Origin of the sequence: Nocardia sp. NBC_01377 (genome assembly GCF_045040005.1) — a bacterium.
In the GTDB taxonomy this organism is placed as follows: domain Bacteria; phylum Actinomycetota; class Actinomycetes; order Mycobacteriales; family Mycobacteriaceae; genus Nocardia; species Nocardia noduli.
The window spans coordinates 1,919,528-1,941,980 of sequence record NZ_CP109566.1; the positions used below are offsets into that span (position 1 = coordinate 1,919,528).

The following is a 22,453-nucleotide window of genomic DNA, read 5'->3' on the forward strand; positions in this document are numbered from 1 at the left end:
CATGACCGCAAGTACAACCAGCGCCGTGGATGTCACTGTGACAGGTGACGGGCGTACGTTCGTCGTCGGAATCGGCGGCACCCTGCGTGCGAACTCGTCCACCGAGCGGGCGCTGCGGCGCTGCTTGGCGGCGGTCGAGCAGCAGGGCGGGCGGACCGCGCTGTTCAGCGGCGAGGACATCAACCTGCCGATGTACAGCCCGCACGACGAGAGCCGGACACCGCAGGCCACCGCCCTGGTCGAGGCGTTGCGCGCGGCCGACGCCGTGATCGTCGGATCGCCCGGCTATCACGGCGGCATCTCCGGGCTGGTGAAGAACGCGCTCGACTACGTCGAGGACATGCGCGCCGACCCGACCGTGTACCTCGACAACAAGCCGTGGGGCTGCATCACCTGCGCCTACGGGTGGCAGGCCGCGGTGGGCACGCTCGGCCAGCTACGGGTGATCGGCCACGCGCTGCGGGCGTGGCCGACACCGCTCGGCGTGGCGATCAACTCGGCCGAGCAGATCTGGGACAGCGCGGGCGAATTGACCGATGCCACGGTCGAGAGTCAACTCGAGATGCTGGCTACCCAGGTGCTGACCTTCGCCCGCAGTTCGGGGGCGAACCCGTGAGCGGCCCGGCCGCGGTGGACCTCGCGGTCGAGGCGGTGCGATCCGGACGGATGGTCATCGTCGTCGACGGCGAGGACGATTCGGCGACAGGCAATCTCGTGCTCGGCGCGGGACATGCCTCGGCCGAAGCCGTCAATTTCATGGCGACCCGGGGCCGCGGCCTGATCCGGGTCGCCATGAGCGCGGCGCGGCTGGATGCCCTCGGCATCCCGCCCGCCGACACCACCGCGACCGGGCCCGCTCGTGACACATTCCGCGTGTCGGTGGACGTGGCGGCCGGAACCGCGCGCGGTATCAGCGCGCGCGGTCGCGCCGAAACCATTCGCGCGCTGGTCGACCCCGCCGCCACCGAACGGGATTTCACCCGCCCCGGGTACGTCTTCCCGGTCGGGTGCCGCGAGGATGGTCTGCTCGCCGCGGCGGGAGAGCCGAGGTCGGTGACCCTGCACGCGGAGGCCGCGGTCGAACTGCTGGTGTCGGCGGGGCTGGAACCGGCCGCGGTCCTGTGCGAGATATGCGGTGTCGACGGTGAATTGGCGCAACTGCCGGAACTGCTCGAACTCGGTGGGGCGCACGATATTCCGGTGATCGGCATCGCCGAACTGATCGAGTACCGCCGTCGCGAGCTGTGCCGAGTACGGCGGGCGGGGGAGGCCCGGATACCGCTGGAGGCCGGGCAGTTCCGCGCGATCGGCTACGTCGACGGTACGGGGCGCGAACATATCGCGCTCGTCCACGGCGATCTGGCCCGCGCCGAGGCTCCGCTGGCGCGGGTACAGAGCGAATGCCTGCTCGGCGACGTGTTCGGGTCGCGTCGCTGCGAATGCCGCGACAGTCTGCGCCGGTCGCTGGCGCTCATCGCCGAGACGGGTGACGGCGTGGTGGTCTACCTGCGCGGTCCCGACGACGTGGTGTCCCGCACGCCCGCGACCTGCCCGCGCGCGTCACCGGACCTGGACTCACGAAATACGCTGTTGCACAGTGATATCCGATCCGCCGGTGATATCCTGACGGACCTCGGCGTGCACGCTGTCCGTTTGCTCGTCGATACCGCCGACACCGTCGACCTCCCCGCGGATATCGCGGTGGTCGAACGTGTCGACATCGTCGCCGATCCGCTGTCGGACGGAGCCGGTCGGCTACCGGCGGACCGCGCCGTCCGTCACACGGGATTCGGTGGGCCGGCCGCGAGTCGGACGGCGGTGAACGGGGTTGTGGTGAATGGGACTGTGGCGACGGGAACCGTGGTGAGCGGGTCTACCGCGACCGGGACTGCGGTGACCGGGACTGCGGTGACTGGGGTCGCGGTGAACGGGACCGCGGTGAACGGGCCCGCGATCGACACGGTCACCCGAACGACGGTGGACGCGGTGAACAGAGTGGGGAGTGCGACATGACGGTCGAACGGAGAACCGTTGTCGTGGACGGGTTGTCCACGAGTTATCTCGAAGCGGGCGCGGGCGATTGTGTCGTCCTGCTGCACGGCGGCGAATTCGGGGCGAGTGCCGAACTCGGCTGGGAACACACCATCGAGGCGCTCGCCGAACGCTATCGGGTACTCGCGCCCGATATGCTCGGGTTCGGCCATTCGGCCAAGGTCATCGATTTCACCGACGGCCGCGGAATGCGCATCAGGCATATCGCGCGATTCTGCGCGGCGCTCGGGGTGAATTCGGCGCATTTCGTCGGCAATTCGATGGGCGCGATCATGTTGCTCGTCGACGCCACCTCGGAATTCCCGCGACTGCCGGTACGCAGTCTCGCCGCGATCTGCGGTGGCGGCGAGATCCAGCGCAACGAGCACATGCAGGCGCTCTACGACTACGACGCGTCCTCGGAGGCGATGCGCCGCATCGTGACCGCGCTGTTCCACGGGGCCGAGTACCCGGCGGACGAGGGGTATGTCGGCAGGCGTTTCCTGTCCAGCACCCTGCCCGGCGCCTGGGAAGCGGTGGCGGCGGCGCGGTTTCGCAGGCCGGGCCTCGACGCGCCGTCGGCCCCGTCGAGCGAGCGTGCCTACGAGCGCATCTCGGTGCCGACCCTGATCGTGGAGGGCGGCGGCGACAAACTGTTGCCACCAGGGTGGGCGGCGGAGATCGCCGGGCGGATCGCGGGGGCGCGGTCCGTCGTCATCGATGGGGCGGGACATTGCCCGCAGATCGAACAGCCCGACGCGGTGAACACGGTGCTGCACAAATTCCTCGACGCCACGGCGACCGCCGTGTCGCCGACGAAACGAAAGGAATGAGGGCCATGGCCGACGAACTGTCGGGAAAGGTCGCGATCGTCACCGGCGGCAGCGTCGGAATCGGTCGCGCGATCGTCGAACGCTTCCACACCGAGGGCGCACGCGTCGTCATCGCGGACACCAATCGTGAACGCGGTGCGGAACTGGCCGAAGCGTGCGGGACCGGCGCGATCTTCCGGTACGTGGACGTGGCCGACCTCGAGCAGATGGCAGGCCTGATCACGTTCGCGCTCGACACGTTCGGCGCCCTGGACGTCATGGTCAACAACGCCGGGATCTCCGGCACCCTGCACAGGAGCATCCTGCACGACGATCTGGCCGACTTCGCGCGGGTGATGTCGGTCAACGTCCTCGGGGTGATGGCGGGCACCCAGTTCGCCGCGCGGCACATGGCCGAGAACGGCGGCGGCTCGATCGTGAACATGTCCTCCATCGGCGGCATCCAGGCCGGTGGCGGTGTCATGACCTATCGCGCGTCCAAGGCCGCGGTCATCCAGTACACCAAGTCGGCGGCGATCGAGTTGGCCCAGCACGAGATCCGGGTCAACTGCATCGCGCCGGGCAATATCCCGACCACGCTGCTCGCGTCGTCGGCGGCGGGGATGTCGCCGGAGAAGGCCGAGCGTTTCGCGGCGGTGGTGCGCGAGACGATGCGCGCGGACCGGCCGTTGGACCGGGAAGGGACACCAGAGGACGTCGCGGAGGCCGCCCTGTATCTGGGCAGTGAGCGCTCCCGCTACATCACCGGCACGATTCTGCCGATCGACGGCGGCACGGTCGCGGGCAAACCGGTGCGGCGTCGGGCGGATTCGAACGGGAAGTCGGTATCGGGCCGTGCGTGAGCGACACGACATCCCGACAGCGCGGCCCGGGTCACGCGAAGTCGGCCTCGCCGCCGCCTTCGCACTACGCGAGGCGCCACGATGATCCGCGTCGACGCGATCATCGCGATCTACCTCGCGCCGGTGGCGGCGCGACCTGGACCGGACGTGAACACGGTCGGTGCGAACAGGGAAGTCGCGCCATGACAGATGTACTCGTCGTCGGCGCGTCGGCCGCGGGTCTGACAACCGTGGAAGCATTGCGGCGCAACGGATTCAGCGGGCGGATCACGCTGCTCGGCGCGGAATCGCATGCGCCCTACGATCGTCCGCCGCTGTCCAAGCAGATCCTGTCCGGCGCCTGGACACCGGATCGGACGATGCTGCGCGCCCCCGAGATCCTGTCGGCGCTCGATGTCGAGCTGATCCTCGGCGAACCGGCGCGCGAACTCGACGCCGCGAACCGGACGGTGCGCACCGCGACCAGGACGATCACCGCCGAACACATCGTCATCGCCACCGGCGCGCACCCGCGCACCATGCCCGTCACGGCGGGCACCCGCGGTCCGCACGTGCTGCGTACCCTGGACGACGCGCTCGCGCTGCGCGCGGGACTGCTCGCCGGTTCGCGGCTGATCGTGGTCGGCGAGGGTGTCCTCGGCGCCGAGATCGCAGCGACCGCACGGGACATGGGTCTTGATGTCACGATGACCGGCCCGCAGCCCGCGCCGATGGCCGCGCAGCTGGGCGAACTCGCCTCCGGAATGCTCGCGGGGTTGCACACCGAACGCGGGGTGCGGCTTCGCCTGGGCCAGGGCGTCACCCGGCTCGTCGAGGACGACGGCGCGGTCACCGGCGTCGAACTGGCCTCCGGGCAGACGTTGTCCGCCGATGTGGTCGTCGTCGCCATCGGCGCGGTGCCCGCCACCGAGTGGCTGGAGGGCAGCGGACTGCGGCTCGACAACGGCGTCGTCTGCGACGCCGAGTGCCGTGCCGCCGAAAACATCTACGCCGTCGGGGATGTCGCCCGCTGGCAGCACGCGGGTTACGGCGGACCGATACGCCTGGAGAACCGCACCAACGCGACGGAACAGGCGATGGTGGTGGCCGCGAATATCGTCGGCACGCACCGGGAGTACCGGCCCGTCCCGTACTTCTGGACCGACCAGTTCCAGACCAAGATCCAGGTCCACGGTGTCATCGCCGCGGACGCGCGCACCACGGTGGTCGAGGGCGACCCGGCCGACGGACGTTTCGTCGCGCGATACGAGCGCGACGGCGTGGTCACCGGAGTGCTCGGCTGGAATATGCCCAAGCAGTGCCGTGCACACCGGCAAGGCGTGGTCGACGCGCTGGCCGGCGACGCGCTCGAGGCTCCCGTCACAGCCCGGCGGGCCGCCTCGTGATCGAACGGAAAGGGAATTCCCGATGAAAGTGACTGTCGAACAAGACAAATGCGTCGCGGCCGGGCATTGCGTCATGCACGCGATCGATGTGTTCGATCAGCGCGACGAGGACGGCATCGTCGTCCTGCTGGACGAGAACCCGCCCGAGGAACTCGCCGAGGACGTGCGGCAGGCGGCCGCGGTCTGTCCCGCCATGGCCATCCACATCCAGGAATGACCGATATCTCCAGGATCTCCAGCTGCCGCCATCGCGGCTCTACCTCACAGGAGTGACCGTGTCCGACACCACCACGACATCAGCCACCACCGCCACCGAGATTCCCGACTATCCGATCGAGAAGTCGTCCGCGTGCCCGTTCGCGCCCGCCCCCCGGATCAGCGAGATGGCGGCCGCCAAACCACTGCACCGGGTGCGCATCTGGAACGGGAGCACACCGTGGCTCGTCACCGGATACACCGAGTTCAAGGCGCTCATGGCGGACCCGAGGGTCAGCGTCGACGACCGCAGGCCGGGGTTCCCGCACTGGAACGAGGGCATGCTGTCCACCGTGAACACCCGGCCCAGGTCGGTGTTCACCAGCGATGGTGAGGAGCACACCCGCTTCCGGCGGATGATGACCAAGCCGTTCACGTTCAAGCGGGTCGACGCGCTGCGGCCCTCGATCCAGCAGATGACCGAGGAGCACATCGACCGGATGCTGGCCGGGCCCAAGCCCGCCGACCTGGTCGAGGCGATCGCCCTGCCGATTCCCACGCTGATGATCAGCGAAATGCTCGGCGTGCCCTACGAGGATCACGAATTCTTCCAGCAGCACGCCACCGTCGGCGTGGACAGGTACGCGACCAAGGAGCAGGCCGCCGCGGGCCGGGCCGGACTCGCGCGCTACCTGATCGACCTGATCAAGGTGAAGCTGGAGAACCCCGCCCAGGACGTCGTCTCCGATCTCGCCGAGCGGGTGCGGGCCGAGGAACTCAGCATGAAGGAGGCCGCCCAACTCGGCACCGGCCTGCTGATCGCCGGGCACGAGACCAGCGCGAACATGATCTCGCTCGGGGTGCTGGCGCTGTTGCGGAATCCGGAACAGTTCGCGTTGCTGCGCGACACCGACGATCCGAAACTGGTGGCCAACGCGGTCGAGGAACTGCTGCGGTATCTGAGCATCATCCAGAACGGACAGCGCCGCGTCGCGGTCGAGGATATCGAGATCGCGGGGGAGACCATCCGGGCGGGCGAGGGCATCATCGTGGACCTCGCGCCCGCGAACTGGGATCCGGCCGCGTTCCCCGATCCCGAGAAACTCGATATCGCCCGGCCCGCGCGTCACCACGTCGGATTCGGATTCGGTGTCCATCAGTGCGTCGGCCAGCAGTTGGCCCGCGTCGAATTGCAGATCGTCTTCGAGACCCTGGTGAAACGGGTGCCGACCCTGGAGTTGGCGATTCCGTTCGATCAGGTCGAGTTCAAACACGATCGGCTCGCCTTCGGCGTGTACACGCTTCCCGTCAGTTGGTAGAAGTTTCAGAAAGGCGAGATCCGTGATCACCACCGCGGCCAGCGACGTCCATTACGACCCGTACGACGTCGAGCTGAACAATGATCCGTACCCGATGTTCAAACGTCTCCGCGACGAGATGCCCCTCTACTACAACGAGGCGCACGATTTCTACGCGATGAGCCGTTTCGACGACGTCAACGCGGGCCTGATCGACAAGGACACCTTCATCTCCGGTCGGGGCGCGATCCTCGAGCTGATCAAGGCGAATATCGAGATCCCCTCGGGCGCGCTGATCTTCGAGGATCCGCCGGTCCACGACATCCATCGTGGACTGCTCTCGCGCATGTTCACCCCGCGCAAGATCATCGGGCTCGAGGCCAAGATCCGGGAGTTCTGCGCGCAGAGCCTGGACCCGGTCGTCGGCACCGGTCGTTTCGATTTCATCGCCGACCTCGGCGCGCAGATGCCGATGCGCACCATCGGTCTGCTGCTCGGAATTCCGGAGGAGGATCAGGAAGCGATCCGGGATTTCGCCAACGAGCAGATGCGCACCGAAGAGGGGCAGCCGATGAAGGCGGCCGCCGACGGCATGGTCAGCGGCGATATCTTCGCGGCCTACATCGAATGGCGTCGAGAACATCCGTCCGACGACATCATGACCGAACTGCTGAATGTCGAATTCGAGGACGAGAACGGGAACTACCGGCATCTGACCCGGGAAGAACTGCTCATCTACGTGAACGTGGTGGCGGGCGCGGGGAACGAGACCACCACCAGGCTGATCGGCTGGGCGGGCAAGGTGCTGGCCGAACATCCCGACCAGCGCAGGCAATTGGTGGAGAACCCGAAACTCATTCCGCAGGCGATCGAGGAACTGCTTCGCTTCGAAGCGCCCGCGCCGCATGTCTGCCGCTACGTGAACCGCGATGTCGAATTGCACGGGCGGACCGTGCCCGAGGGCAACGTCATGATGTTCCTCATCGGCGCGGCCAATCGCGATCATCGGATGTACGCGCCGGACGGCGATGTCTTCGATATCCACCGCAAGACCCGTCAGCACCTCTCGTTCAGCGTCGGCACCCATTTCTGCCTGGGTTCGGCACTGGCGCGACTGGAGGGCCGGGTCGCGCTCGAGGAGATCCTCAAGCGCTTCCCCGAATGGGATGTCGACATGTCCGGCGCGAAACTGTCGCCCACCTCGACGGTTCGCGGCTGGGAATCCATGCCCGCGTTCACCGCGTGATCAACGGCCGAGGCGGACGAAGATGTTGAGTGGTGCGACGCGCGAGCGACTCGCGTCCGACCTGGCGCGAGCCGAACAGAGCGCGATCGCGATGGCGCCGTTGACATCCGGTCATCCCGAGATGGATGTCGTCGACGCCTACGAGATCCAGCTGATCAATATCCGGCAGCGGCTTGCCGCGGGCGCGCGGGTGGTCGGGCACAAGGTCGGTCTGTCGTCGAAGGCCATGCAGGCCATGATGGGCGTCGACGAACCCGACTACGGGCACCTGCTGGCGGACATGCTCGTCCGCGAGGACGAGCCGGTGCCCGCGGGGCGCTACCTCTACCCTCGGGTCGAGGTGGAGGTGGCGTTCATCCTCGCCGAGGATCTGCCCGGCGCGGAATGCACCGTCGAGGACGTGCTCGCGGCCACCGCCGCGGTGGCGCCCGCGATCGAGTTGATCGATTCCCGGATCGTCGACTGGTCGATCGGGTTGTGTGACACGATCGCCGACAACGCCTCCTCCGCGGGTTACGTTCTCGGCGAACAGCGCGTCGCCCCCACCGATATCGATATCGCCGGGGTGGACGCGGTGCTCACCCGCAACGGCGAGACCGTCGCCGAGGGCCGCTCGGACGCGGTGCTCGGCGATCCGGCGATCGCGGTCGCCTGGCTCGCGCGCAAAGTCGCCGATTTCGGCGTGCGGCTGCGCGCGGGCGACATCGTATTGCCCGGCTCGTGCACGCGGGCGATCGACGCACGTCCCGGCGACGAATTCGTCGCCCACTTCGGTGGTCTCGGCACCGTCGGTCTGACATTCGAATAGAACACAGGGAGCACGATGACGGCCAAAGCGTCGGTTGCCATAGTCGGGTCCGGAAATATCGGGACCGACCTGTTGTACAAACTCTTGCGGTCGCAGCGGCTGGAACCGCGCTGGATGGTCGGCATCGATCCGGACAGCGAGGGCCTGGCCCGCGCCCGTGACCTGGGCCTGGAGACCAGTGACAAGGGCGTCGACTGGCTGCTCGCGCAGTCGGAGAAGCCCGATCTGGTCTTCGAGGCCACCTCGGCCTACGTGCACCGCGCCGCCGCGCCCCGCTACGCCGAGGCCGGGATCCGGGTGATCGATCTGACCCCGGCCGCGGTGGGGCCCGCCGTCATCCCGCCCGCCAATCTGCGCGCGCACCTGGACGCGCCGAACGTCAACATGATCACCTGCGGCGGACAGGCGACCATTCCGATCGTGCACGCGGTCGCGCGCGTCGTCGATGTCCCCGTCGCCGAGATCGTGGCGTCGGTGTCCTCGGCCTCGGCGGGGCCGGGTACCAGGGCCAATATCGACGAATTCACCAAGACCACCAGTCGTGGCGTCGAGACGATCGGCGGCGCCGCGCGCGGCAAGGCCATCATCGTGCTCAACCCGGCCGAGCCACCGATGATCATGCGCGACACCATCTTCTGCGCCATCCCCGAGGACGCCGACCGCGACGCGATCGCGGCCTCGATCCACCGGATCGTCGCCGACGTGCAGACCTACGTGCCCGGCTATCGGCTGCTCAACGAACCGCAGTTCGACGACCCCTCGGTCAACTCCGGTGGCTACGCGCTGGTCACGACCTTCGTCGAAGTCGAGGGCGCGGGCGATTACCTGCCGCCCTACGCGGGCAACCTCGACATCATGACGGCCGCGGCGACCAAGGTCGGCGAGGAGATCGCCGCACAACTGTTCGCGACGGACGAAGGAGTACGGGGATGAGCGATATCTGGGACATCCGGATCACCGACACCTCCCTGCGGGACGGTTCGCACCACAAGCGTCACCAATTCACCAGGGACGAGGTGTATTCCATCGTCCGCGCGCTCGACGACGCGGGCGTGCCGGTGATCGAGGTGACGCACGGCGACGGACTCGGCGGGTCGTCGTTCAACTACGGATTCTCCAAGACGCCCGATCAGGAATTGATCAAGCTGGCGGCCGAGACGGTGACCGACGCGCAGATCGCCTTCCTCATGCTGCCGGGTGTCGGCACCAAGGAGGATATCGAGCAGGCGCGCGACAACGGCGGCACCATCTGCCGCATCGCCACCCACTGCACCGAGGCCGACGTCTCCATCCAGCATTTCGGCCTCGCCAGGGATCTGGGTCTCGAGACCGTCGGCTTCCTCATGATGTCGCATACGGTGACTCCCGAGCGGCTCGCCGGTCAGGCCCGGATCATGGCCGACGCGGGCTGCCAGTGCGTCTACGTCGTCGATTCGGCGGGCGCGCTGGTCCTGGAAGGTGTCAGCGACCGGGTCGCCGCCTTGGTCGCCGAACTCGGCGACGACGCGCAGGTGGGTTTCCACGGCCACGAGAATCTCGGTCTGGGCGTGGCGAATTCGGTCGCGGCCGTCCGGGCGGGTGCGAAACAGATCGACGGCAGTACCCGCCGTTTCGGCGCGGGCGCGGGCAATGCCCCGGTGGAGGCGCTCATCGGCGTCTTCGACAAGATCGGCGTGAAAACCGGTATCGATTTCTTCGATATCGCCGACGCCGCCGAGGACGTGGTCCGCCCCGCGATGCCCGCCGAATGCCAACTCGACCGCAATGCCCTGATCATGGGCTACGCCGGGGTGTACTCCAGCTTCCTCAAACACGCCATCCGCCAGGCCGAACGCTACGACGTCCCCGCGGCCCTGCTGCTGCGCCGGGCCGGTGCGCGCAAACTCATCGGCGGTCAAGAGGACCAGTTGATCGATATCGCGCTGGAGATCGTTCGCGAACGCGCGGCGGCGGGCGATATCGCCGAGCGTTAGTGCGAAGGAGCGGAATTCGTTCGCGCGGCCTCGCGACGGGAGGAGGCCGCGCGAACGCCGAGCCGGGCGGCGCCGGACCGTGCGTCCGTCGCCGCGCCGTCCGGCACCGCTACGGCCGAACCCGCTCGGTGATCGGCGACGGCGCGCGTCCGGCCACCGCGTCGTCGACCGTGCCCGCCGACGGCGAGATCGGTCCGTCGTCATCGGCCGCTCGAATACACGTGACGCGCAGGTATCGGACCGCCTGGCAGGACGGACAGTGGAGTTCGTATTCGCCGAGGGCCGGAATCGGACCCGGCATCCAGGTCACCTGGAGGGCATCATCGCCATGCTCGGGACAGTCGATACCGTCGGTGACTCCGGCCGACACCTTCTCGGCGGCGTCGATCCACGCTCGTTCTGTCCCGTCGGCCATCGTGCTCCCGTCGCAAACTCGCTGTCGCGGCCGATATCTCGGCAGCGGTACTCGGTCGATCGCTGTGGTGGGCCGGCGTGGCCGATGCCTCCGAGCGTGCGATCGGGGTGATGTTCACTTCGACGCGGCCGGTCTGTCGTGGCGGGTGGGGGCGTTGCCGATGACGCCCTGTGCCTCGAGCGCGGCGATCTCGTCCTCGCCGACCCCGAGTCCACGCAGCAGTTCCCGATTGTGCTCACCGAGCAGTGGCGCGGGTCGCGCGTGGAAACTATTCGGCCCCAGGGAGAATCGCACCGGAACCGTGCTGTGTCGAGCGGTCGGGTTGACCGGGTGTCCGACAGCTTCGAAGAATCCGCGTGATTGGAGCTGGGCCAATTCCACCTGCCGATGCGGCTGCATCACCTCGGCGACGGGAACGCCCGCGCCCCAGAGTATTTCGACGATCTCGGTGGCCGTGCGGGTCCCGCACCAGGCCGACAGGTGTTTGTCGATCAGGTCGTGCTGTTCGCGCCGACCCGCCGCGACGGCCAGTTCCGTGTCCATCGCCCAGGCCGGATCGCCGAGCGCCGCGCACAGTGCCGACCACTGCGCGTCGGTTTCCACCGCCACCGCGACCCAGCTGTCGTTGCCGCCGAATTCGTCGGGTTCGGCGGTGCGATACAGGTTCTGGGGCGCGGCCGCCGGTCCGCGATTGCCCGCGCGCTGGAGCAGCGCGCCGTAGGCGGAGTATTCGATGACCTGTTCGGCGGTCACATTGAGCGCCGCCTCGACCATCGCCGCCTCGACCAGCACGCCTTCGCCGGTGCGGCGGCGATGTTCCACCGCGAGCAGCAGCGCGTTGAGCGCGTGCACGCCCGCGTTCGGATCGCCGATGGAATACGGCTCCACCGGATTCATGTCGGGATGACCGGTCAGCCAGGTCAGGCCGGAGGTGTCCTCGATGACGTAGGCGAAGGCCGGATTCTCCCGCCACGGGCCGTCGAGCCCGAAACCCGGCATCCTGACCATGATCACGTCCGGGCGCAGCGCGCGCACCGCCGGATAGTCGAGCCCGATCTGTTCCAGGACGCGGGGGGTGTAGTTCTCCACGATCACATGGCAGCCGCGGACCAGTTCGGCGAGCAGTTCACGTCCGCGTTCGGTGCTGAAATCCAATGTCAGGCCCTTCTTCCCGGTGTTGAGACCGGAGAAGATCGGAGATTTCTCCCACCACTGGTCCTCGGTGACCGGCACGCCCGCGATGAGCCGGGTGCCGTCCGGGCGTGCCACGGACTCGACGTGGATCACCTCCGCGCCGAGCATGGCCAGATAGTGGGTGCACGACGGTCCCGCCCAGAAAGTGGTCAGGTCGAGGACACGCAGCTCGCGGAACGGCAACGGGTCCGGCGCGCGTCCCGCGTCGGGCACCGTACGGCGCGGTGGTTCGGCTCGATAGTGTCCGGTGTGCTCGCCGAGGCGCGGGGCGGGTCCGGGACCGCGCAGGAGTTCCGGCGTGGTGCGGAAGGGGCGACCGGGCTGGGTGAATCCGTCGCGCGGATTGGTCGTGAAGAACTCCCGCGCCCGATGATGATCCATCCGCGCGACATTCTCCCCGTTGGCGACCGGCCCGTTCGGTATCCGGAAAGCCGTTGCCAGATCACGGATATCGGCCACGGTCTGTTCGGCGAGCCAGCCGTTGATCTCGGGCGCCTTCTCGGAGGCGCGCTCGGTGATCGACGGCGCGATGCCCTCGTCGATCCATTCGGCATGTCCGACCATGGCGCACAGATCGAACCACTGCTGGGCCGTCCCGCAGCCGAGCGCGACCATGCCGTCGGCCGCCGAGGCCACGCCGGGCACGCTGAGCCTGCGCTGTGTGCGGAACGGACGCCCGAGCGCCTCGTGGAACGAGACGGGGAAGTAGGTGAGACTCAGGATCTGGGTTTCCAGTATCGCGAGATCCACCAGTTCGCCGACATCGGTGCCCGCGGTGCGCATACGCGAGGTGAGGGTGGCCGCGGACGCGTAAGCGCCCGCGAACCATTCCCCGATGCGACCGCCGACGTGCACCGGAGCCCGATCGGGCGCGCCGCGCCCGAGTCCCATGATCCCGCCGGACCACGCCTGGAGCGTGAAATCCGTCGCGGGCCGGTCCCGCCACGGGCCGTCGAGCCCGAACGGGGTGATCGTGGTGACGACGAGGTGGGGGTGCTCGCGCCGGATCTCGGTGGGGGACAGGCGCGGATGATCGGAGACCGATGTCCCCGACGACCACACCACCACATCCGCCCCGGCCAGGAGCGAGGCGAGGAAATCGAGATCGCCCGCCACGGCGACGTCGGCGACCACGCTGTCCTTGGTGCCGCTCAGGAAGGCGAACAGCGCCCCGTCGTCCCCGTCGGCGATATCCGCGCCCGACGCCGACCACCGTCGCAGCGGATCGCCCTCTGGCGGTTCCACTTTCACGACCATCGCGCCGCCTTCGGCGAGCAGTTTCGTGCAGTAGGCCCCGGCGATCCCGGTCGAGAGATCGATGACGACGACACCGCTCAACGGCGGTTCGGTCCGCGATGCCGACGTATCGGGGGCATGTTTCGACGCCATCTCACTCCACCTGTCATTCCCGCGTGAACGCGCGGGTCACGAATCCTGTTTCCCGGTCGCCTTTTTCGCGGCGGGCCTGCGCGCGGGTGCCTTCTTCGCCGCGGCCTTTCGCACGGGAACCGTCTTGCCCGAACCGTTACGCCCGGATTTGCTCAGCCGGAAGTCGGGCGGGTACTTGCTGTCGACGTCCTTGACCGCGTTGTTGAGTCCACCGCTGATCGCGTCGTCGAGCATGAGGTCGTTGTCGTCGGGCCGGACATAACCACCCATGGATTCGAAGAAGCCGCTGAGCAGGCTGCCCATGTACTCGCCCTGGTGCTGCTTCATGATCTCGAAGAACACCTTCTGCATGAACACGGTGTCCGTGGGGCGGGTGCGGGCGCAGGCCAGCGCGTACTTCTCCGTCTCGGCCTCCAGTTCGTCCCTCGGCACGACCTTGTTGAGGAAATTGCAGTCGTACATCTCCGAGGCCGTGAACGGCCGACCCGTGAACACCATCTCCTGGAACCTGCGCATACCCATGGTCTGCACCCAGGTCCACATGCGCGGACCCCAGCCGTAGTACCGGAACGACGGATGTCCGAACAGCGCGTCGTCGGAGGAGATCACGAGATCGGCGTCGGCGGCCTGATAGAAGTGCCAGCCGTAGCAGTAGCCCTTCACCTCCAGGATGCTGATCTTCTTGAACTCCTGCAACGTCCGGCACCCCGCCTGCGCGTTGGCGTACCACTGATTGATCGTCGCGCCGTGCCGGAAGGAACCCTTCGGCGGGTACTCGACCTCGTCCGGGCCGATCTTGTACTCGCCCAGCCGCGGCCCCGGATCCGGGGAATCCTGTATCTCCATGAATTCCGGCAGATCCGCGCCGGTTCCGAGATCGTCGCCGACTCCGCGAATGACGAGCACCTTGACCTCGTCGTCCACGCTGGAGCGATGGATCAGATCGGCGTAACGCAGCCGCGCGGCCGTGGTCGGCGCGTTGAGGTGGTCGGGCCGATCGAAGGTGATCGTCGCGATCCTGGTCTTCGGATCCTTCTCGTAGCGAATGATCTCTTCGGCCGACGGTCGGTCGGAACCGGGCATCGGGGCTCCTACTCTTTCCAGTACGGGCTCGAGGTGAGAACCTCGCAACCGGTGTCGGTGATGAGCACCGCGTCACGTCCGAAGACCGCGCCGACCCCCGGCTGCCACACGTACCCGGTGACGGCGAGAACCATGCCGGGCTCCAGCTGTTCGGCCGCGGCGGTCGCCCGCAGATGCGGGGAGACGACCGGGGTGTCGAAACCCATGCCGAGTCCGCGCGCCACCGGCATCGGCGGCAGCGGTTCGCCCGCGTGCTCGTAGACCGCCAGCAGATCGGAGGCGAGAGCTCCCGGTCGGCACGCCTCGAGCAGCCGCGACCACAGGGCCTCCGAGCGCCGATACAGCTTGCGCGCGGCGTCGTCGGGTTCGCCGACCGGGATGGTGCGGCCGACCTCGCCGATGTACCCGTCGCCGAGAACACTCGAGGAGAAGGCCACCAGATCGCCCTCGCGCGCGGTGCGGTCACCGCTGGCGCGGCGCCACGGATGCTCCTTGGATGTCACCCAGGTCGAATCCTGGGTCGCGGGCGTGCTGATGCCGCCCGCGGTCATCGCCTCCAGCAGGATGCCGGTCAGATCCTGTTCGGTGCTGCCCGGGCGCAATTCGGCCACGGCGGCCGCCAGACCCGTCTGCGCGACCCGCAACGCGTCGCGCAGGATCTCGATCTCCGGCGCGGTCTTGATCCGCCGCGCCGCCCGCATCGCGAGTTCCCCGTCGACGATGTCGGCCTTGGGGAAGGCCATCGGCAGCAGGGCCGCGTAGCCGGGCGACAGCGCGTCGGTGCCGACCCGCTGCGCGGTGTCGGCGCCCTCGATGCCGCGCAGGACGGCGACCAGGGTCATCGGATTCCACGCCAGGCCGTACAGGTGCTCGTGTGGGATGTCGTCGGGAATGCCCTCGTCCCACGAACTCAGCAGGTGCACGTCACCGCTGCTGCGGACCAGTGTCGCCACCGGGCCGAACGGTCGCGTGCCCGCGACCCACAGCTGTGGCGCTCCCGCGACGTACCTGGCGTTCGCCTGTCGTCCGAGCACGAGGATATCCAGGTCATGGGCTCGCATCTGTGCCAGTGCGCGATCGCGCCGCCCATGCCGCAGGGCGCGATCGTCGGGCAGTACCTCAGTTCCCATAGGGCGCATAGGGGTAGTCGGTGAGGGCGGTCCAGCCCTCTTCGGTGATGACCACGATTTCCTCGCTTCGATAGCCGCCGGTGCCGTCCTCCCAGACCACGGGCTCGAAAACGAGCACCATGCCTGGTTTCAGGACGAAACCCTCGTCGTATTCCTGGCCGAGATCGGTGCCGAGCATGGGCATCTCCGCCGCGCTCACGCCGATACTGTGTGACAGATAGAAATGCGGCAGCCACGGACGGGTGCCGCCGTTCGCCGCGATGGCCGCGGCGGTGAGATCCGCGCCGGTGTTACCGGGACGCAGTTTGTCGAGCACCGCGGTCATGATGTGTCGCCACTGCTCGAACTGCGCCTGCTGGCGCGGGGTCGGATCCTGTCCGACGATCCAGGTACGCCCGAAATCCGAGCAGTAGCCGCCGTAGGTGATGCTGACATCGGTCCACAGCACATCGCCCGCCGCCAGCTCGCGCTCGGTGGTCAGCAACGGCAGGGCCAGATCACCGTGGGTGGTCCAGACGCCGTCCTGTTTGCGATCCGGCATCACCTGCCAGATGGCGTCGAGCATGGTCGCGGTCGCGCCGAGCTCGAAGGCCCTGCGCACGAAACTCGCCGACAGATCGATCTGACGACGTCCCGGCGACAGCGCCGCCTGCACATCGACGATCGCCTGCTCGGTGATCCGGCAGGCGGTGCGGATGCAGGACAGTTCGTCGGGGGTCTTGATCAGTTTGGCCGGGCCGATCACCGCGGCCGCGTCGCGGGCCGGGCTCGCGGGGAACAGCAGATGCGGCGCACGCATCATCGCGCCGGTGCATTCGTCGACCGCGACGGTCGCACCGCCAGGCACGATCTCGCGCAGCAGATCCACGAAAGTGTCGACGCCCTCGTCGAATTCGAGATACACCGGGCCGTGCAGGTGGTCGGCGGGCAGATCCGACTCCTCGGCCGCGCCCTCCCGGAACGGGAGGAACAGGTGCGGCCACGGATCATCCGCGACGACCACGGCGACCGGACGTTCCACGTGGGAGACGCCGGCGTCGCCGAGCGGCCAGCTGGTGCCGGTCGCGTAGGCGACATTGCTGTTGTTCAGCAGGATCAGCGCGTCGACGCCCTGTTCGGCCATTGATGCGCGTAAGCGCGCCCCGGTTTCCCTGCGCATCCGAGCACGGTCGGGGGTATCCGGTATGACGAGGGACGAGGGAGTCGCGGTCGCGAACGTTGTCATAGAGTGTGCGTCACTTTCCGAGGCGGGCATGGCTCAGAGGCCGAGGAAATCCTTGATGTTGCCGCTGACGACCTTGGCGGCGGCTTCCGGGCCGACCGCGTCGACGACGGCCGTCAACGACTTCTCCGAATAGCCGAAAGTGCTTTCGTTGTGGGGATAGTCGGAGGACCACATGATCCGGTCGATGCCGATCTGGTCGGCCAGCGACAGTCCGAGCGGGTCGACCATGAACGACGCGCGCATGTTGTTGTCCCAGTAGTGGCGCACCTCGTGCTCCACCGGACGGTTGAGCATATGATGGTAGGAGGCGTTCAGATGCTCGGCGTCCTGGAGCGCCGCGGGAATCCAGTTGATACCGCCCTCGAACCAGCCGATGCTCAGACTCGGGTGCCGGTCGATGATTCCGCTGAAGATGTACTTGCCGAACATCTCCCGGAACGGCGCCAGGTTGTGCATCATGCCCACCGCGACGCTGTTGAACTCGCAGGGTGCCGCCAGTGGCGCCTCTCCGATGTGGTGGGAGACCGGAACGCCGGATTCCTCGATCGCGTCCCACACCGGGATCATCGAGGTGCTGCTGTAATCGATCCGCTCACCGTCGCCGTTCTTGCCTGCCGAGAGCGGGAGCAGGAAGGTCTTCAGGCCCAACGACTTCAGTTCGCTCAGGGTCCTGGCCGCGCCGTCGGCATCCCACCAGTTGATGAGGCCGACGCCGTAGAACGAGCCCCCGGACTCCTCCTGCAACTGGGAGATGTACTCGTTGTACACGCGGAAACACAGTTCGCGGACCTCGGTGTCGGGGTAGAACAGCAGCGCGAGCAACGCGTTCGGGAACGCGAGTTCCTTGGCGATGCCGTCGCCACGCAGATCGGCGGCGCGCGCGGGCATATCGGCGCTGCCCGAACCGGCCAGCGGGTCGTACTGCATCAGCACGTGGCTGAAATCGCCTGCGACGAAAGACTTCCCCTTGCGTCCCAGCATCCAGGCGCCGTCTTCGTACCAGACCCGCGGCGCGCGGTCCTTCATCCCCTCGGGGAAGCGCTCGAAGAAGATGTCGTCCGCCAGGGAGATGTGGTTGTCGGCCGAGAACACCTCGGTGCCCTCGGGCAGGCCGACGTTGCCCTCGGTATGTCCACGCCGATCCTTGGGCGGTGCGAAACCGCCGGGGGGATACAGCGAGGGGCTGCTGGTGGAAACCGACATCGTGAGCCTCCAGGGGGAGTGAGTCGTCGCGGAACGTGTCATATCTGCGCGCGTGCGGACCGTCGATCGGTGCGGTGTGCGTCGACTCGCGTCGGGGCCGTCCGAGGACGCGCACCGCGTCAGGTGCCGCGGGAGCGGCGTACCAACCAGATGATAGACGCGATTCCATTTGAGGGGAATGACATTTTCATTTTCAGTTGTGCAGACTCTCGGATCTGTAAAATTTGCGGAGAGATAATGCCAGCTCAAGCAATGAGAATAGCATTTCCATAAATGAGAATAAGATGGCTCGGTAGGTGTTTGCGCACCGTGTGGAATGCGCGGCGCGCCGCGCGAACCGCCGTGTGACGAATGCTGATGATTCGGACGCCTGAGACCCTTGTCACAGGGTTGAAACCGGCCTACCGTATGTTCACTAGGTTAGTTGAACGGGGTTCGCAATGACATCACCGCGCCCGTACGAATCCTTGCTCGCCAAGGGTGAGGATCGTCGGCAACGCATCTTGGCTGTCGCCCAGCGGATGCTCACCCGCAGCGGTTGGCGCAGTACGACACTCGCGCAGATCGCACGGGAGGCCGGGGTCACCCCGGCGGGACTCCTGCACCATTTCCAGTCGAAGGAGCAGTTGCTGCATGCCGTACTCGATGCACGTGACGCGGACGACGCCTCCGTCTCCGACCTGACCGGTGACCTGATCGAAGAAATTCGCAAGGTCGCCGATCGCATCGAGCGCTCACCGGAACTGGTGGGCACGTTCGTCGTATTACTGGTGGAGAACCTGCTGCCCGAGGCTCCCCTCCACGACCGGCTCCTCAACAGGTGGAAGGTCGCCGTCGACATCGTCGCCGAGACCATCCGTCACCACCAGGAGATCGGACGATTCCGGACCGATTTGGATCCTGACATTCGGGCTGTGGAAATCGTCGCCTTCATCAATGGAATGGAGCTCTCATGGCTGCTCGATCACACGATCCCGCTCACCGAGGTGTTCAACGAGTACACGAGGTCGCTGGCTCAGGACTTCGCCCCGGTAGCGAAGTCATGAGGTATCGCCTCGACGTCGTCGGCACCAGCGTCGCCGACGTGGTGCAGAACGCGGGCGGCTGGCTGTTCGACCGCGCGGTGGCGGGCTGGGACGTCACCGTCATGGTTCCCCGCGCCGAGGACACCCGGCCGCTCCAGATCCTCGGGGCGGAGATGCTGGACCTGGAATCGGTACTCGCCGGGGGTGGTCGCGGTCGCAGGCCGCAGGCGCTCGCGGTGGCCGCCGATATCTGCGAACTCGACTCCCGTGCGCGCAGCGGACTGCTGAAAGCGTTGGGCCACGGCGGAATCGAGGTCGTCGTCTGGGGCGAGGGCTGGCCGCTGGGCAGTGACCACGGCGTCGATCCGGTGCTGCACCGGCTCAGTCTCGCCGCCCAGGCCTTCAAGGCGCACGCGCTCGCCGCGGGTGCGGTCCCGATGTCCGCGGTCGGTTCGACGGAACTGTTCCGCAGCGGTGTCCTCGATCATCCTCCCGTCGGTGCGGATCTCAGCCCCGTGGGCTGATCCGCCACGATCTCCTCGCGTGCGGCGATCTCCGGTAGTCCATCTCGGAGATCGCGCCGTGAAAGCCGCTGTACCCCGGTAACTTCCGGCTGTCCGTCTCACGGACAGCGATTTTCCGGGCAGCGTGCGGACCGCCCCGTCACCGGACGCGGCCTGCGCGCCGTCCCTGCGTGTCCGTGCACCGTCCAACCGACCACTTACGCGCGTCCACCAGGGAAATCCATCTCTCACGGGTATTGAATTCTCGGATGAGAGATGTGACCCTGTTCACGAATGAGAATGGCATTTTCATCGAATCTCGAGTGGGGCTGATGATGCACTCCGAAACCAGCACAGACCAGGCGGCCGCCGCGGGGCAGTCCCCGGCGCGCGAACGCAGGCTGTTGATCGACGGCAAACTCGTCGGGGCCGCCACGACGTTCCCGACGATGAATCCCGCGACCGCAACGGTTCTCGGGCACGCGCCCGACGCCACGGTCGAGGACGCCGAGGCCGCCGTCGAGGCCGCGCGCCGCGCGTTCGACACCACCACCTGGTCGACCGACGCGAAATTCCGCCTGCACTGCCTGGACCAGCTGTACCGGGCGCTGCACGACAACAAAGAGGAATTGCGCGAGCTGACCATCGCCGAAGTCGGCGCGGCCCGGCTGTTGACACCGGGACCGCAGGTGGAAGGTCCGTTCGAGATCGTGCGCTACTACGCCGATCTGCTGCGCGACTACCCGTTCAGCGAGGAACTCGGCGAGATCGAGTCGCGCGGCATGAAACACCGGCGGTGGGTCGAGAAGGAAGCCGCCGGTGTGGTGGCGGCGATCATCGCCTACAACTATCCGACCCAGCTCGCCCTCGCGAAACTCGCTCCCGCGCTGGCGGCGGGCTGCACGGTCGTCCTCAAGGCGGCGCCGGACACCCCGCTGGTCACCCTGTGGCTCGGCGAATTGATCGCCGAGCACACCGATATCCCCGCGGGTGTGGTGAACGTGCTCAGTTCCTCCGAGGCCGCGGTCGGGCGCGCGCTGACCTTCCACAGCGGCGTCGACATGATCACCTTCACCGGGTCGACCGCGACCGGACGCCGCATCATGGCGGCGGCCAGCGAGACGGTCAAGAAGGTCTTCCTCGAACTCGGCGGCAAATCGGCCATGGTCGTGCTCGACGACGCCGATTTCGCGGCGCCCGCGATGTTCTCGGCGTTCAGCATGGCCTCGCACGCGGGGCAGGGCTGCGCGCTGACCACGCGGCTGATCGTGCCGAGGCAGCACCACGACGAGATCGTGGAACTGGTCGTCAACGGCTTCTCCAATATCCCCTACGGCGATCCGTCCCATCCGCACACCTACATGGGTCCGCTGATCAGCCAGGCACAGCGCGACAAGGTCGACGGCATGGTCCGACGCGCGATCGAGGCGGGCGCGACCCTGGTGACCGGTGGCGAGCGGGTCGACCCCGGCTACTTCTACACCCCGACGCTGCTCACGAATGTGCACCCCGACAGCGAGATCGCCCAGGAGGAGATCTTCGGGCCGGTCCTCGTCGTCATCCCGCACGACGGTGACGACGATGCCGTCGCGATCGCGAACAACTCGATCTACGGTCTGGCCGGCGGCGTCTTCAGCGGTGACGAGGCCCGCGCGCTCGCGGTCGCGCGCCGAATCCGCGCCGGTGCGTTCATGATCAACGGCGGCATGTACTTCGCGCCCGACACCCCGTTCGGCGGTTACAAACAGTCCGGCATCGGCCGCGAGATGGGCCGGGCGGGGCTGGAGGAATTCCTGGAGAGCAAAACCTTCGCCACGGTGGTCCCGTGAGGTCCCCCGGGTATCCCGTGACGATCACACCCCGGGGACCGGCGGTCTGATGGCGTCGGGGGGAAAGTGGTCTCCGGCGATCGCGCGCGGCTACCGGACACCGTTGCAGATGGTGGGCGGGTTGTTCGCGATGTCGGCCGACGCGATCAAATTCGCGTTCCGGCGGCCCTTCCAGACCCGCGAGTTCTTCGAACAGTCCTGGTTCATCGTCCGGGTCTCGATGGTGCCGACGCTGCTGGTCGCGATCCCGTTCACGGTGCTGGTCAGCTTCACGCTCAATATCCTGCTGCGCGAACTCGGCGCGGCGGATCTGAGCGGGGCGGGCGCGGCGTTCGGGGCGGTCACCCAGGTCGGTCCGATGGTGACCGTCCTGATCGTGGCCGGTTCCGGCGCCACCGCGATGTGCGCCGATCTCGGATCGCGCACCATCCGCGAGGAGATCGACGCCATGCAGGTCCTCGGCATCGACCCGGTCCAGCGACTGGTGACCCCGCGCATGCTCGCCTCGGGACTGGTGGCGCTGCTGCTGAACAATCTCGTCTGCATCATCGGCATCCTCGGCGGCTACGCCTTCTCGGTGTTCGTCCAGGACGTCAATCCCGGCGCCTTCGCCGCCGGAATCACCCTGCTGACGGGGATCAACGAGGTCATCATCTCCTCGATCAAGGCACTGCTGTTCGGTCTCGTCGCCGGTCTGGTCGCCTGCTATCGCGGGCTGATCGTGACCGGCGGGGCGAAGGCGGTCGGCAACGCGGTCAACGAAACCGTTGTGTACGCGTTCATGTCGCTGTTCGTCATCAATGTCGTCGTCACCGCCATCGGTATCCAGATGACGGTGCGCTGAGG

At 67.3% G+C, this 22,453-nt stretch carries 21 protein-coding genes; 15 read left to right on the plus strand and 6 right to left on the minus strand.

Annotated features, from left to right (window positions below; all coding sequences use genetic code 11):
• Position 1: 1 nt before the first annotated feature.
• The 11 genes from OG225_RS08625 (at position 2) to dmpG (ending at position 10,611) form a co-directional block, all read left to right on the plus strand.
• On the plus strand, positions 2-616 hold the full coding sequence (locus OG225_RS08625; RefSeq protein WP_405181194.1) for an NADPH-dependent FMN reductase: 615 nt from the start codon (positions 2-4) through the stop codon (positions 614-616).
• Positions 613-2,013: a 3,4-dihydroxy-2-butanone-4-phosphate synthase gene (locus OG225_RS08630; protein WP_405181195.1), complete on the plus strand. Its 1,401-nt coding sequence runs from the start codon at positions 613-615 to the stop codon at positions 2,011-2,013. The genes OG225_RS08625 and OG225_RS08630 overlap by 4 nt, the downstream gene beginning before the upstream one ends.
• Entirely contained in the window at positions 2,010-2,864 is an 855-nt protein-coding gene (locus tag OG225_RS08635; RefSeq protein ID WP_405181196.1) for an alpha/beta fold hydrolase, read from the plus strand. The genes OG225_RS08630 and OG225_RS08635 overlap by 4 nt, the downstream gene beginning before the upstream one ends.
• A gap of 5 nt (positions 2,865-2,869) precedes the next feature.
• Positions 2,870-3,706: an SDR family NAD(P)-dependent oxidoreductase gene (locus OG225_RS08640; protein ID WP_216906369.1), complete on the plus strand. Its 837-nt coding sequence runs from the start codon at positions 2,870-2,872 to the stop codon at positions 3,704-3,706.
• A gap of 182 nt (positions 3,707-3,888) precedes the next feature.
• Positions 3,889-5,091, plus strand: coding sequence for an NAD(P)/FAD-dependent oxidoreductase (locus OG225_RS08645; protein ID WP_405181197.1), 1,203 nt, complete (start codon positions 3,889-3,891; stop codon positions 5,089-5,091).
• A 22-nt stretch (positions 5,092-5,113) separates the two neighbouring features.
• Positions 5,114-5,308: a ferredoxin gene (locus OG225_RS08650; protein ID WP_216906362.1), complete on the plus strand. Its 195-nt coding sequence runs from the start codon at positions 5,114-5,116 to the stop codon at positions 5,306-5,308.
• Between the two features lie 58 nt (positions 5,309-5,366).
• Entirely contained in the window at positions 5,367-6,605 is a 1,239-nt protein-coding gene (locus OG225_RS08655) for a cytochrome P450 (protein ID WP_405181198.1), read from the plus strand.
• Between the two features lie 22 nt (positions 6,606-6,627).
• On the plus strand, positions 6,628-7,830 hold the full coding sequence (locus OG225_RS08660) for a cytochrome P450 (protein ID WP_405181199.1): 1,203 nt from the start codon (positions 6,628-6,630) through the stop codon (positions 7,828-7,830).
• Between the two features lie 22 nt (positions 7,831-7,852).
• Positions 7,853-8,638 carry a 2-keto-4-pentenoate hydratase gene (locus tag OG225_RS08665; protein WP_405181200.1) on the plus strand — a complete coding sequence of 262 codons (786 nt, stop codon included), beginning with the start codon at positions 7,853-7,855 and terminating at the stop codon, positions 8,636-8,638.
• A gap of 15 nt (positions 8,639-8,653) precedes the next feature.
• Entirely contained in the window at positions 8,654-9,571 is a 918-nt protein-coding gene (locus OG225_RS08670) for an acetaldehyde dehydrogenase (acetylating) (protein WP_405181201.1), read from the plus strand.
• Complete coding sequence (dmpG, locus tag OG225_RS08675) at positions 9,568-10,611, plus strand: 4-hydroxy-2-oxovalerate aldolase (protein WP_109524144.1); 1,044 nt, start codon at positions 9,568-9,570, stop codon at positions 10,609-10,611. Before OG225_RS08670 ends, dmpG begins: the two co-directional genes overlap by 4 nt.
• Positions 10,612-10,720: 109 nt before the next feature.
• Here the strand turns inward: dmpG and OG225_RS08680 are convergent, their stop codons facing one another.
• The 6 genes from OG225_RS08680 to OG225_RS08705 form a co-directional block, all read right to left on the minus strand.
• On the minus strand, positions 10,721-11,026 hold the full coding sequence (locus OG225_RS08680; protein ID WP_405181202.1) for a hypothetical protein: 306 nt from the start codon (positions 11,024-11,026) through the stop codon (positions 10,721-10,723).
• 114 nt (positions 11,027-11,140) lie between these two features.
• Positions 11,141-13,609 carry a CaiB/BaiF CoA transferase family protein gene (locus OG225_RS08685; protein WP_405181203.1) on the minus strand — a complete coding sequence of 823 codons (2,469 nt, stop codon included), beginning with the start codon at positions 13,607-13,609 and terminating at the stop codon, positions 11,141-11,143.
• Between the two features lie 36 nt (positions 13,610-13,645).
• Positions 13,646-14,692 (minus strand): enoyl-CoA hydratase/isomerase family protein, encoded by a 1,047-nt coding sequence (locus OG225_RS08690; RefSeq protein ID WP_216906346.1) that lies wholly within the window; start codon positions 14,690-14,692, stop codon positions 13,646-13,648.
• Between the two features lie 8 nt (positions 14,693-14,700).
• Positions 14,701-15,822, minus strand: a complete 1,122-nt coding sequence (locus OG225_RS08695; protein ID WP_405181204.1) for a M24 family metallopeptidase — start codon at positions 15,820-15,822, stop codon at positions 14,701-14,703.
• Positions 15,812-17,047 (minus strand): Xaa-Pro peptidase family protein, encoded by a 1,236-nt coding sequence (locus OG225_RS08700; RefSeq protein ID WP_109524149.1) that lies wholly within the window; start codon positions 17,045-17,047, stop codon positions 15,812-15,814. The genes OG225_RS08695 and OG225_RS08700 overlap by 11 nt, the downstream gene beginning before the upstream one ends.
• Positions 17,048-17,080: 33 nt before the next feature.
• Positions 17,081-18,250 carry an amidohydrolase family protein gene (locus OG225_RS08705; protein WP_405181205.1) on the minus strand — a complete coding sequence of 390 codons (1,170 nt, stop codon included), beginning with the start codon at positions 18,248-18,250 and terminating at the stop codon, positions 17,081-17,083.
• A 440-nt stretch (positions 18,251-18,690) separates the two neighbouring features.
• Between OG225_RS08705 and OG225_RS08710 the strand changes: the two genes are divergently transcribed.
• From OG225_RS08710 to OG225_RS08725, 4 genes are all read left to right on the plus strand, one after another.
• Positions 18,691-19,296, plus strand: a complete 606-nt coding sequence (locus tag OG225_RS08710) for a TetR/AcrR family transcriptional regulator (RefSeq protein ID WP_405181206.1) — start codon at positions 18,691-18,693, stop codon at positions 19,294-19,296.
• A complete protein-coding gene (locus OG225_RS08715) occupies positions 19,293-19,799 on the plus strand; it encodes a hypothetical protein (RefSeq protein WP_216906340.1) in 507 nt (168 codons plus the stop codon). Before OG225_RS08710 ends, OG225_RS08715 begins: the two co-directional genes overlap by 4 nt.
• Before the next feature lie 311 nt (positions 19,800-20,110).
• A complete protein-coding gene (locus OG225_RS08720) occupies positions 20,111-21,607 on the plus strand; it encodes an aldehyde dehydrogenase family protein (protein WP_405181207.1) in 1,497 nt (498 codons plus the stop codon).
• Positions 21,608-21,656: 49 nt separating this feature from the next.
• Positions 21,657-22,451, plus strand: coding sequence for an ABC transporter permease (locus tag OG225_RS08725; protein ID WP_216906336.1), 795 nt, complete (start codon positions 21,657-21,659; stop codon positions 22,449-22,451).
• Positions 22,452-22,453: the final 2 nt, after the last annotated feature.